Origin of the sequence: Nocardia sp. CA-145437, from assembly GCF_050956485.1 — a bacterium.
Taxonomy (GTDB): Bacteria; Actinomycetota; Actinomycetes; order Mycobacteriales; family Mycobacteriaceae; genus Nocardia.
Window position 1 is genome coordinate 5,211,418 of the sequence record NZ_CP191204.1, and the last position, 12,915, is coordinate 5,224,332.

At 60.5% G+C, this 12,915-nt stretch carries 8 protein-coding genes; 5 read left to right on the top strand and 3 right to left on the bottom strand.

Annotation, left to right across the window (positions count from 1 at the left end; genetic code table 11):
* Positions 1 to 608: 608 nt before the first annotated feature.
* Genes ACQPYY_RS24335 through ACQPYY_RS24345 form a run of 3 tightly spaced genes read right to left on the bottom strand, consistent with a single transcriptional unit; the run spans position 609 to position 7,092 of the window.
* On the bottom strand, positions 609 to 2,165 hold the full coding sequence (locus ACQPYY_RS24335; RefSeq protein ID WP_433591119.1) for an N-6 DNA methylase: 1,557 nt from the start codon (positions 2,163 to 2,165) through the stop codon (positions 609 to 611).
* Positions 2,165 to 3,529, bottom strand: a complete 1,365-nt coding sequence (locus ACQPYY_RS24340; RefSeq protein WP_433591120.1) for a restriction endonuclease subunit S — start codon at positions 3,527 to 3,529, stop codon at positions 2,165 to 2,167. The genes ACQPYY_RS24335 and ACQPYY_RS24340 overlap by 1 nt, the downstream gene beginning before the upstream one ends.
* Positions 3,526 to 7,092, bottom strand: a complete 3,567-nt coding sequence (locus ACQPYY_RS24345; protein WP_433591121.1) for a DEAD/DEAH box helicase family protein — start codon at positions 7,090 to 7,092, stop codon at positions 3,526 to 3,528. Before ACQPYY_RS24345 ends, ACQPYY_RS24340 begins: the two co-directional genes overlap by 4 nt.
* A 330-nt stretch (positions 7,093 to 7,422) precedes the next feature.
* Here ACQPYY_RS24345 and ACQPYY_RS24350 point away from each other — a divergent pair, with 330 nt between their 5' ends.
* The 5 genes from ACQPYY_RS24350 (at position 7,423) to ACQPYY_RS24370 (ending at position 12,576) form a co-directional block, all read left to right on the top strand.
* The gene (locus ACQPYY_RS24350; protein WP_433591122.1) at positions 7,423 to 8,463 is read left to right on the top strand and encodes an AAA family ATPase; all 1,041 of its coding nucleotides are present in this window, start codon (positions 7,423 to 7,425) and stop codon (positions 8,461 to 8,463) included.
* A 26-nt stretch (positions 8,464 to 8,489) separates the two neighbouring features.
* Complete coding sequence (locus ACQPYY_RS24355; protein ID WP_433591123.1) at positions 8,490 to 9,095, top strand: hypothetical protein; 606 nt, start codon at positions 8,490 to 8,492, stop codon at positions 9,093 to 9,095.
* A 212-nt stretch (positions 9,096 to 9,307) separates the two neighbouring features.
* Entirely contained in the window at positions 9,308 to 10,705 is a 1,398-nt protein-coding gene (locus tag ACQPYY_RS24360; RefSeq protein WP_433591124.1) for a DUF4041 domain-containing protein, read from the top strand.
* 183 nt (positions 10,706 to 10,888) lie between these two features.
* Entirely contained in the window at positions 10,889 to 11,257 is a 369-nt protein-coding gene (locus tag ACQPYY_RS24365) for an effector-associated constant component EACC1 (RefSeq protein ID WP_433591125.1), read from the top strand.
* Positions 11,254 to 12,576 (top strand): caspase, EACC1-associated type, encoded by a 1,323-nt coding sequence (locus tag ACQPYY_RS24370; RefSeq protein WP_433591126.1) that lies wholly within the window; start codon positions 11,254 to 11,256, stop codon positions 12,574 to 12,576. The genes ACQPYY_RS24365 and ACQPYY_RS24370 overlap by 4 nt, the downstream gene beginning before the upstream one ends.
* Positions 12,577 to 12,915: the final 339 nt, after the last annotated feature.

Here is a 12,915-nt window from a genome sequence, read left to right on the forward strand (position 1 = left end):
GTCCGCAGAGTCCGCGTGGTCCCACCTGTATCGAATGGTCACATCCCGTCGTGATGCCAAATTTGATGCCAAATTTCCGGCCCGGACCAATGATTTCGTCGCGTGCGATCCATGACCGTTCGCCACGATCGGCGATCGAGATGCCTTCCGTCACCCCGACATTAGCGAATTCGGCCATGGCGGCAGAGGTGCGCCGTTCCACCGCAGTTCGTCGCGCCACGGCCGGTGTACACAGCAGGAACGCGGCCAGGATGTTCAGGCTGTCCGCTGTGCGAATTCGGGACCGGACGGCCCCTCTGCGGCTGGTACAGAAATGGCCCGATACCGTCCTGCCGTTGAGAATCACAAACCGCTGTCGGTACCTGGTGCTTGACAGGGGCGGGGTTGGTCCCACACGGGCCCAAGGCCCCACAGAATCCCGTTTGAGCTGGTCATCGGGTGTGTCATCTGTCCGTGCTGTCCACGTCGTCCCAGCCGTCTGGTTGGATCCGCTGTGTCCGGTTGCCAAATCCGTTGCCAACTTTACAGATTCGACCGCGAAGCCACGCCGGTGCCATGCTGCCATCGCTCGGGTGCGATGGCAGCATGGCTAAAATGCGCTCTCAGCGCTATTCGACGGCGAGTCTGGACGACTCCTCGGTCGTAACCTGCGAATACGACAACTCCGCAGCATCAACTTCCAGCTCGTCAGGACTCAAGCCCAACTCTTCGCCGACGGACTGGAACTCGGCCAACGCCGCCTGGAGGTCATCGATGATCTCCTGGACTAGAACCTCCGGAGATGGCAGCGAATCCGCGTCACTCAGAGACTCGTCCTTGAGAAATTTCAGGTCGAGATTGATTTTTCCGCGAGCAATAATTTCGTCATAGGTGTACGACTTGAAGCGCTCCGACTCGACACGCTCCGACCACGGCCTGCCGGGCCGGTAGCAGGCCACGAACTCATCGAGATATTCACGACGCAGCGGATTCTGCTTCATCGTGAAATGTTGGTTAGTTCGGAAGTCGTACACCCAGAGCTTCTTCGTTGCGGGAGTCGCATCGGGCTTGGGCTTGCGCTTGTCAAAGAACAGAACGTTGGCCTTGACGCCGTTGGCGTAGAAGATCCCGGTCGGCAGGCGGAGAAGCGTGTGAACGTCGCACGTGCGGAGAAGTTTCTCCCGGATCGCTACTCCCGCGCCTTGTTCGGTCAGCACGTTGTCTGGCAACACGACGGCGGCTCTTCCGTCGGTATCAAGTAGTGTGAAGATGTGCTGCAGGAAGTTCAGTTGCTTATTTGTGGTGCTGGTCCACAGGTCTTGGCGGGTCTCGCTGTAGTTTGCGCCGCTGATAGTTCCCACACCGAACGGGGGATTTGCTAACACAACAGAAGCATGTCGAGCAGGGCTCTTTGCGAGCGAGTCCCTCACCTCGATCACCGGATTACCATTGGGTAAACCGAGATCATGGAGCAGCATATTCATGAGCGCCAACCGCGCAGTCTCTGCCACCAACTCAACACCAGTAACACCCTGATTCCTCAACCGACGCTGCTCTTCGTCGGTCATCGAGTTTCCGTAGTGTCGATTTATGTACGTCGCCGCCGCGATCAGAAACCCACCAGTCCCGCAGGCCGGATCCACGATGGTGTCAGACGGCTCCGGTTGTATGCACTCAACAATCGCGTCAATGACCGGACGTGGCGTGAAGTACTGGCCAGCTCCCGTCTTACGATCCTCCGCACCTCGCTGGAGCAACCCCTCGTAGGCATCGCCCTTCACATCGACACCAGTCATGTTCCACTGGTGCTTGTTAATCAGATCCTTGACGAGCCTTTCCAGAACCGCCGGCTCCTGTATCTTTGACTGCGCGCCTTTGAAAATTGCGCCAATCATTCCCGGCATCCCGCCGAGCCCCGTCAGGATCTCCACATAGCGATCTGCGAGATCGTGGCCACTCTTATGAACCAGACTATTCCAATCGAAGCCGTTATCTTCGATCTCCAATTTGTTGAATGGCCAATCCTTGCGTTCTTGGACCATCTTCAAGAAGAGCAGGTAGGTGAGCTGCTCGACATAATCTAGAGTGGAAACGCCAGAGTGTCGCAGGAGTTCACAGTACGACCACAGCCGGTTTACAAGAACCCTGGTTTCGTCTTCAGCCCTGACATCGACGCTAGGAATCATCACAATGGCAGCTCTTCCTGGATAGCCAATAACGCAGGGCTCTGACCCGCTGGAACAAATTCGCGATCCCGACCGGAAAGCACCATTCCCCTTCTTCCATCCATGACCTCGCCCCGAATTTCTGCGAGGGCTATTTCCACCAGCCCTTCACGTCGATCCCGGACCGCCAATTCCCCCTTGAACGCGGCGGCCAGAATGGAAATTCGAAGAGCTTCTGCCTTCTTCTCAATATCATTCACCGAACTTTGAATTCGAGAGAGTCGATCCACCACCCCTTCTATCTGACTGACTATCTGGCGCTGAAGCTCGACCTGCGCGACGGGGATTAGGATATCTTCCACTTTCGCCTTGTTCAGCGCAGGCTGATTCCCACCCGACGCTGCACGTCGATTGTGTTCATACCTAGAAAAGAGGTACCAGTAGACAAACTCTGACAAGTACCCCGATTCCGACACACGGATAGAGGCGCAATTCTGATTGTGTGCAGCGTGGATGTCAAGGATTGCCACTTGGCCACGCGTCTTTCCCTCTCCGATCATAGCTAGGAGAACCGTCCCCGGAGGATGGAGCCGAGTCTCACGACGACCTAGACCCTCCTCCGAAATTTTCTCCCTGGTGTCCGATATTCGACCGAAGGACACCTCCCCACTGGATACCCAGGGGATGTCGCCTTCCCAAAGATCCGAGCGCGATCGGCTTGGAGTTGTACCAACCGCCACCTTAAACAGGTCGCCGATTCTCTTCTTCTCAGTTAATTCGTTGAAATTTCTGTCGACTGTACTGTCAACGCATTGCTTGATCTTGCGCTTCACATCATCAATGGAAGACATTGCAGCATCGACACGGTCTAGGAAAGCGTCGAGTGTTGAAACTATTCGACGCTGCTCAGCAAGAGAAGGAACAGGAATTTTCAGGTTTGCAAGGTAGTTCTTTGGAACCCGCCGAAGCCCGACAGCGCCGGTCATAGACTCCGCCGCTCGTTTCCTCACTCCGGGTTGGAGAAGGTAGTACATGAGGTATTTTGGCTCAATGGCCCCAAGGCTCCGCAATACGTACAGCTCCGTACTTCCCACTCCTTTGCCGTTATGGAGACCATCGGCAAGGGCGATCTTGCCGTTCTCCATACAAGGAGTCACCTTTGCAAACAGAACGTCATTATCTTCAAACGGAGTCAGCGACTTTCGATCGCGATAGCGAATTGTCTCCGATGGGTCCATACGACCGGTTTCCGCCTCCACGGCGGCCATCGGCACCTTAGATACCAGCTCATCATCGTCCGCGGGTACCGAGTAATTGCGCGGGTTGACCTCGCAAAGATCCCCAAGCGTTGCTACTGTCCAACCAGCTGGCAGTCCGTCCGTCACGCAGATAGCTCCCGGTTCAACTCGTTCAAGTATTGGACAGCGGCTTCTTCCCCGAAGTCGCGGAGGTAGCCGCCAGTCCCGCCTCGTTGGGTGAAGGGTGTGGCGTCAAGGCTAGCTTCATCGAAGCGGGCGTTACGTGCGATTGACTCGGCGATTTGCTCTAGCCACCAACGCTGTTCAGGGTTGAACTCAGCGCCGGCCTGCTCCTGCCGGGACACCCAGCTGGCGAAGCGCTCCCGGATGATCTCACTGAAGGGATGCAGCTCGCTGTCTTCACCGAGCTCGTACCGAATGATCGAGATCAGATCAGTGACCCCATGACGCGTCCCGGGCGTCGAGGCCGTGATCTCCATGGCTTCGTACGCCTGCCAGAGGATATCAGGTGTCCACTGCTGCGGCGGGCGCTCCAGGCGGCGACCGAGTTCCTTGAGCTGCGCGAAGACTTCCCGCGGCTGGACCCCGGGGTCCTTGTAGGCCAGATGGAAGGCAAGGATTTCGTCCTGGTGTTTTTTCATGTAGTCGCGGAAGGAGTTGACCTTCTCCTCCGCATCGTCCTTGGTCATGATGACAGCACCTGCGTGAAGAATAGTGTCCATCGTGACTTCGTCATACACGATGTCCGCAGCGCGACGGATCTCAAGGATGCGGCTGCGCAGCTCGGGGTTCGCTGCCAAAGGGGCAATGGATTCGCGAGCCAAGTCCCATACTGCTTTCTCGCCGCCGCGCTGTTTCGCAGCTTCCTGGGCGTCGACACTGACGGCGTCCACCATGCGTCGGGTAATCGCAGTCAGTGGCTGCCCGGCGAGCTTCTCAAGCTCAGCCCTGTCGTCGTCTGCGATCTGCTGATTCAGCTTCGCCAGACGCGCAGCCAGCGTGGAGACCTCGTCCGGCGAGACTGTGGCATTGCCAACCTTGCGCAGCAACTTCTCAAGGGACTGCTGACGGGTCGCGTCCTTGTCCATGGGCGCGACGTCGAGCTGCTTGTGCTCGGTCACCCCGATCGCATCGACGATCATGAAATGAGTCTTCGACTCGACATCCGGAGAAACCTGCTGGAGTTCAGCGCGCTTGAGCGTGCGGGCACCGCGGCCCTTCATCTGCTCGAAGTAGGCCCAAGACCGCACGTCGCGGAGGAAAATCAGGCACTCCAGCGGCTTGACGTCGGTGCCTGTGGCGATCATGTCTACCGTGACCGCGATCCGCGGGTTGGCGTCGGTGCGGAAAGCATTGATCAGATCGTGTGCTTTGAGCGCCTTATGGGTGATCTTCTTACAGAAGTCGTTGCCACGGCCGAACTCGGTGCGCACAATCTCAACGATGTCATCGGCATGCTGGTCGTTTTGCGCAAAGATCAGGGTCTTGGGCACCATACGCTCAGACTCAGGAATCTTCTGACGCTCCGGAAAGATCTCCGTGTACAGCTTGTCTCGGAAGGTCCTTATGACCTTGCGGATCTGGTCCTTGGTGATGACCGATGAACCGACCTGAGACGCCCGGTATGTGAAGTCGTCTTCCAGTTCTTCGTACTTCTGCTTGCGAGTACGCCGCTCAACCTTGGGGACCACAATGCCCGATGGGATCGTCGCTCCCTGCTCGGTGACCTCGGTACGGATGCGATATACCTCAAACGGGACGTTCACCCCGTCCGCTACAGCCTGATCGTAGGTGTACTCAGATACGAGGTTGCCCTCGAAGAACCCGAAGGTCTGCGCGACGGGCGTCGCGGTGAGACCCACGAGGTGGGCATCGAAGTATTCGATGACCTGGCGCCACTTTCCATAGATGGAGCGGTGACATTCATCGACGATAATCAGATCGAACGTCTCCGGGGGAATCTCCGGGTTATAGCGCACCTCGATCTGGCGGTCAGGCTGGTAATCATCCTCCGGAGATTCCGCCTCATCATCCAATGATGGCAGTGACTGGTTCGTGAGAGCCATCCACAATCGCTGGATGGTGGAAACAACGACCTTGGTCGAGTCGTGCATCTCCTCGCCAGTCACCAACCGCTGGACGTTGTACACCTCGGGGAACGCGTTGTTAGTACAAGGGATCAGGTAGTTATCGAACTCGCCTTTTGCCTGAGCCCCGAGGTTGTTCCGATCAACCAAAAAGAGAATCTTGCGCGCCTTGGCGAATTCGGCCAACCGGTACGAGAACGTGACCGCGGTGTACGTCTTGCCCGCTCCAGTAGCCATCTGGATCAGGGCACGCCTCTTGCCCATCGCATGTGAACGCTCAAGCCCCGTAACAGCCTCCACCTGAGCCGGCCTCAGTGTCTCGATGTCGAGGTTCGGCATTCTGAACCGCATCTTGGCACGCAACGACGGTGCCTGCGGATCCTCCTCGGCCTCGCGCATCCACAAGGCGAGAGTCTCCGGCCGATGGAAGGAAAAGACATTCCGCGACCGAGAGTCCGGGTCCAAGGTGTTGCGGAATCGGGTGCGACCCCCATCGCTCACGTACCGGAAGGGCAGTTCGTCGCGTCGCCACGCGGCCATCTTCTGCGAAGATTTGAGGTTGGTGACGTAATCGTCGGCCTGATCTTCGGCGGCGCTGAGGTCGACGCCCTCCCTCTTAGCCTCGATTACTCCAACGAGCTGCCGATCGATGTATAGCAGGTAGTCCGCACGTCCCTTGGCTACCGTCATTTCACGCACTGCGACACCCTGCTTAGCATAGAGGTTCAGCGTCGCGGCTTTATTGTCCTGGACTGACCAACCAGCTTCGGTGAGCATCCGATCCAGCTCGACACGGACTTCGGCTTCGGTCAGCGGTTCGCGAGCTGCCTCCTGGGCACGCCCCAGCCAGACATCTCGTTGCAGGGCGTCCGGTATTGCAGTAGCCCGCGAACCAAGTGCCTGCTCGACCGGTTGCGCTGCGGCGTCGCCAAGCGCCGACAGCAACCCGGCCAGGCGCTCATGCTCTGCCTGTGCAGCCGCCAGGTCTGCTTCCATCGCGTGGCGAGCTTGCTCCAGCGCCCCCGCTTCGCTGACCGCGGTCTGGTAGTTCAGCTTTGTTTGAGCAAGCTGATCGCAGACTTGCTTGTAGTCCTCGTTGAGCTGAGTGAGCGCTTCACGTTCAGCTACAGAAACCGGTTGCGCCTGGACCGGCGGTCTGGGGGGTACCCAAGCCCGGGGCTCGCGTGTTCCTGTCAGCAGTCGGTCGAACCAGACTCCAAGCTGAAAGCACGTTCTGACAGCATCGAACGCAGCTCGCTGTTCAGCGTATCCGGAGTGAACAGCCTGGTTGCCGAGACTCCTGATGCGGTCGAAGGCTGGCCGTACGCCACCGTGGAGTACGCCCGCCCGGTCGAGAGCATGAAGCCGATCTACTTGCCGGTCACCGGAGGGTCTCAGCTTGAAGCGTCGGATGAGGTCCCCTGCGAGGGCCTCACCGAACTGCCGAGATTTGACCAGGGCGATGTTGGGATCAGTGAAGATGACATTCTCTGCACCGGCTCCGTACAGCACCAGGAGATCCAGGTGATCAAGCAGAAAGCCAAAGTTCGACGACGCCACCGCGAGCTGCGCGATCCTCGGATCAACCCGTCCGTCAGCCACTCGCCCCGCCCTCCAGATCATTCAGCGCCTAAACGCAAGCTCTCTCAGCCTGCCAGAGGAGGGAAGATTCGCGCCAGTCACGACCCTTCGGCTGTAGGTAGCCAGCTGGGCGGCGCGCAGGCACCCCATCACCCTATCCGGATCACCCAGCCACACGGGGAACCGCCCTCTGCGATCGGCTAACGAGTCGCCATGGCGGACAGGAGACCTCAGGGCCCCGGTCGCATTGTCGAGGCGTTTGCCCGAACAAGCATTATTACGCGAATCCCACTGTGCTGAACTATAATTCGTGGCCAGCTTCACACTCTGTCGATCGGGAGGGGACGCGCATTGTCGCGGATCGATGCACCACCGGCTTTGGTCGATCGTATTGATGAGATGTCCCTACTAGTGGGCTGTGTCGATCGTGCTGTGCAGGCTGGTGAGGGCGCGGTGGTGGTGCTGCGGGGTGAGGCCGGCGTCGGCAAGAGCACTCTGTTGACGACCTTCCTTGAGCGCGCCGCCGAACAGCAAGCAGGGGCGGGCCTGCTGACCGGATACGGGCAGGCGATGTTGAACTCGCTGGCCTCGGACTCGTTTCAACCCGTGCGGGAGTGCCTGCGGTCGTTGACCGCGGCCGTGCAGCGGTCGGGCTCGCGCTCCGCGTTGGAGCGGGTGGTGTCGTCGTTCCGCACGAACGCCCCGGACTGGATCGAGTCCGTGCCGGTGGTCGGCCAGTTGCTGGCGGCCGGGGTGCGCACGGGTCAGACATTTATGGAGTCCGGTCGGGACGGGCTGGAAATGGACAGCCGGTTGGATCAGCTGGTCCGGCTGATCCAAGATCTCGTCAGCGAGAGCCCGTTGCTGATGGTCCTCGACGATCTTCATTGGGCCGACACCGCCACGATCGATCTGTTGATCACTATTGCGCTTCGGGTCGAGGGTCCGCTGATGTTGGTGCTTGCGTATCGGCCGGATCAGGCGCGGTCGGCGGAGCAGACACATTCGTTGCAGCGCGCGGTGTTTCGGCTGTGCCGCTATCGCCCCGAAGCCAGGATTGTCGATCTGGCGCGGTTGTCCAGCAGTGATACCGAGGCGTTGGTGCGTCAGGCGGCGACGGACAGATTGATTGCCCCGCACGTGATGTCGCGGATCGTTCGGTTGAGCACGGGTAATCCGCTGTTCGCCGAGTCGCTGGTTCGAGTCGGTGAGCATGGTGATGGGGCGGCGCCGGTGCAGATCACTGCTGTGCTCGAGGAGCGGCTGTCGTATCTGACCGAAGACGATCAACGGCTGTTGGAGACCGCGGCCCTGGTCGGCTACAGCTTCGAGGTCGACTATGTGGCTCGACTGGTGAAGCGCGGGACGTCGATGACGTCTACGAGCGCCTAGACGTTCTCTACGGCCAGCATGGGCTGGTGCGGCCGGCCGAGCCGCGCGGAGAGTACGACCGATACATCATCCACCATCCTTTGTTCACGCAGATCCTGCGGGAACGGGGCGCGGCCAACCCGCCACGCTGGCGACGCCAGCACGTCCGGTTACTCGAAATCCTCGACGCCGAATCGGACTGGGACGACGAGATGACCGTCCGGGCCGCCGCTGCGGCGGTCACCGCGCGTAACCGGGCACATGCCGGGGAGCTGGCGATGGCGCGACGGCAATTCACGCTGGGGGCGGTGTCGAAGGCACAGGAGTTGGCGCGGATCGCTGTCGAACAGGCTCCGTCTTTTCCGGCGTACGCGCTGCTGGCCGAATGTCTTTCTGCCGAAGGCGATCACGTCGGTGGAACCGATGCCTGGGCCGCAGCCCTGTCCCTTCTAGGTGCAAGGCCCGCAGCACCAACTTCGGAGACGCACGTACGCTTGTTGTGGGGGCGGAACCGGCGAATGCCGAACCGGTGGACTGAAGCCAGCCAGGTGCTCGACGGTCGACGTGGGCGGCAGTTTCGAAATCGCGCACCAGAATCTAGTCGACCCATCCCAAGCCTACGATGGCAGGAACAGTCGGCATCGCTTCGGTAACCAGTACCGCAGATTGTGCTCGCTTCTCGTCACGGCCCTTGATCAGCTTCTCGAACGATGCCGTGTTGCGCTGCTAGGTTGCCGCGCACTCCCACGTCGGTCAGGGCATCTTGTTCGCGCGCCCAGGGCGGTTCGGACGCAATCGCGCGTTCGATCCCCATATGTCGGAGCTTGCTGGCATTCTCGAAAGAGCAACTGCGGCAAGGGGGATCATGAATACCGTGCCACCGAACTGGTATCCCGACCCTCAGAACGAGGGCCTTCTGAGGTATTGGGACGGGACGGCGTGGATCGGCGGCCCGGTGCCAGTTCCTGCCGTGGACAGTGCCGAGCCGACCGGGCATAGCACTGTGCAGGCTGAGAAGGTCCCACTGTTCGGCACCCGAGCCTACGCGAAACGCCAATCACAGGAGCTGGCTGACGCACTCACCGAAAATCAAAGACTGCGAGCACAGTTGGCGAACCTCGGAGGACTCGAGGTCGCCGAGCTGCAGCGCCTGCGCGACGGGCTCGCGGCGCAGGTCACCGACCAGCAGACGCTGTTGGACACCGTGCGCAAGCAAGTGATCGTCACTCGCGAGGAGCAGGTGCTTCAAGAGATCGGCATCTACGAATACCGGCATCCTTTATCGGACTCGGTCACCTACCGCGATGCGCTCAAAGATCTGCAAGGCCAGATCAAAGACATGGCGCGCCGGGACGGCGGCGCGATCGAAGCATGGAAGACGTGGAGCGTCGAAGGGTCGGACGCCGCCGGCCGCAAGATGATTCGCGAATACTCGATGCTGATGCTGCGGGCCTACAACGCCGAGGCTGACAACCTCGTCCGTAGTCTCAAGCCCTACAAGCTGGATCCGGCACTCGACCGTCTCGACAAGATCGCTACCACCATCGAACGGACGGGGGCGACGATGCAATTGCGCGTAGCCCCGGCATATCATCGGCTCCGCCGACGCGAGCTGGAGTGGACCGCTGACCATCTCCAGAAGCTCGCCCAACAGAAGCAACGCGAGCGCGACACACGCGACAAGCTGCGCGAGGACCGAAAAGCACACGAGGAACTTGCCCGCGACCGAGCAAAGCTCGAAAAGCTGCAACAGCAGGACCGTGACGCCCTCGCCTCACTCGAGGTCGCAGGCAAGTCCGATACCGTGGATGCGGACGACCTGCGTGACCGGTTGGAGGACCGGGAGCGAAAGCTCACCACCATCGCCAACCAGGAGAATGACCTTCGCATCGGCTACGTCTACGTCATCTCCAATGTCGGTGCGTTCGGCGAGGGTGTCGTCCAGATCGGCATGACTCGTCGCCATGACCCGTACGAGCGGATCCGTGACCTGAGCAACTCATCGGTGCCGTTCAAATATGACATCCACACAATTTTCCTTGCCGACGACGCGGCCGGAATCGAAGCCGAGTTGCACCGCCGTCTGGCAGACAAACGCGTCAACGGGGTCAACCAACGCCGCGAGTTCTTCTACGCCACCCCTGCGGAAGTACGTGAGCGCCTGCAGGAACTGACAGACGAGCTCCTTGTATTCGACGAGCTTGCCGAGGCCGTGGAATTCCGTCAGAGTCCCGCTGACCCCCGCAAAAAGGACCAGCGATGATCTTGCGCGACAGAGGGCTTCGGCATCAGAGCCCGACAGTCGGACATGTCGATTTGGGTCGGGTTCTGCCTGCCTTCGTCATCGCTGTCCTCACAACGGCGCGGACTGGAACATGGAGTGGAGATGAGTCAATCGGACGAGTTTCCTGTGCACGGCGGGCCTTCACCCGGCAGGATGGATGTCATGCCGGAAGCTAAGGGCCAGTTGACGATCCGCTCCCACGGCAGCGCCGATGATCTGTTCCAGCTCCTCGAATGGTTCAATGACGACGACCAACTGCGAGGCCGAGTGAGACTGCCCGCGAATCGGATTCGGCCGGGTCAGATGGGTGACCTTTACGATGTGCTTGTCGTGGCTGTTGGTGCGGGCGGCATCGCCCCCGCCCTGGCCCGGTCGCTGACCGCGTGGTTCACCGCGCGCCGATCCGATATCGCCGTCACCCTCAAGCTCGACGATCACACCGAGATCACCCTGGACGCCAAGCGAATCCAGACCCCAGAGATCACCCAGGCCTTGCAGAGCATGCTCGAACGGTCCCACGACTCCCAGTGACACCGGCATCGAGTCGCAGCGGGTGGCGTGCCGCTCTGATCGGAGTGAGCCGGTACGTCGATCCCGAATTCCCCGATATTCCGGCCGCCCTCAACAACGTCACAGATCTCGCCCGGCTGCTGACTGCGGCGACCGGCAGTGCTCTCGCTGAACACCAGTGCAACGTCCTGACCGATCCCGAGCACAACACGCAGGTCGGCAAGGCTGTCGCAGCCGCAGCGCGGGAAGCCGGGGATGTGCTGTTGGTGTATTTCGCCGGACACGGCGTGGTGGATCGGCGCGGGCGGCTGTATCTGGCGCTGTCCGGTACCAGTCGCGACGAACCCGAGTGGAGCTCAGTACCGTTCACGACGCTGCGCGATGAACTCGCGTCGAGTCCAGCCCGCGCACGCGTCCTGATCTTGGACTGCTGCTTCTCGGGACGAGCGTTCGAGGCCATGGGTACGTCCTCCTCACTCGTTGACGGACAGATCGACATTCAGGGCACCTACACCATCGCCTCCTCGGCCAGGAACGAACCGTCAGTCGCGCCCGAGGGGCATCGCCACACCGCCTTCACCGCAGCCCTGCTCAGCACCGCCACCCACACCGGGCTCACTCTCGATCAGCTATACCGCAAGGTCGACCATGCCCTGCACCGCGACGGCTACCCCCGCCCCCAACGACGAACCGTCAACATCGCCGGGGAACTTCGTCTGTTCACCCCACCCGCGCTCCGATCAGCACCTGGTGACAACGCCACGATCACACCGATGCGCGACCAACTCACCACCGCCGATGACAACGCCGATGCGCTTTTCGAGGACGGCCGGCGCTTCGCCGATCAAGACGACCTCCCCCAGGCGGAGAGCTCGTGGCGGCAAGCAGCAGCGCAGGGACATACCGGCGCGATGAACAATCTAGCCAACCTGCTCGATGCGCAAGGCCTAGCCCGTGAAGCACACGAGTGGTACCGCCAAGCCGCCGAGCGCGGCAACGTCATTGCCATGGGCAATCTGGCAAGCCTTCTACACCAGATGAAACGGGTAAGCGACGCCGAACTCTGGTGGCGCCGCGCAGCGGAGTCCGGCAACACCGACGCCATGTACAACCTCGCCCTCCTGCTCGACAAATCTCGGCACCTCGGCGAGGCCCTCACCTGGTACCAACGAGCCGCCGAAGCCGATCACCCCGACGCGATGCACAACCTCGCGATTCGACTGCGCTACCGCGGACAACTCCCCGAAGCCACTATCTGGTGGCAACGCGCCGGGCACCGCAGGGCACAACGCGCAAGCGAGAAGCTGCACGGACCGGTCTCGCGTCGGCAATCACGCTGAACGGGTGGTACCCCCAAATGAGAATGCCGTGATCGACAGGCAGATCCCCACACCCGCGTAAGTGCTCGAGCCCTGCACGGTGGACATGCCGGTCGCCGCGATCGCGGCATTCTGTGTACCCAGTCGATTCGCCCACAGCGCGGGCACAAGTTGTCGTCGTTCATGCGCGTTCCCCACCATCTGGCTGCGCATTCCCTTGACACTGGACCGATTTCCGCCCAGCAATGTCGCCATAGCCACATCCGAATTTATGTAAGGGTCCCTCAATTCGAGGCCGCTGTGCAATGTTGGACCGTCTCGGTTCCAGCGGCCGAGATGCGGCGTTCCGACGGCATCTTC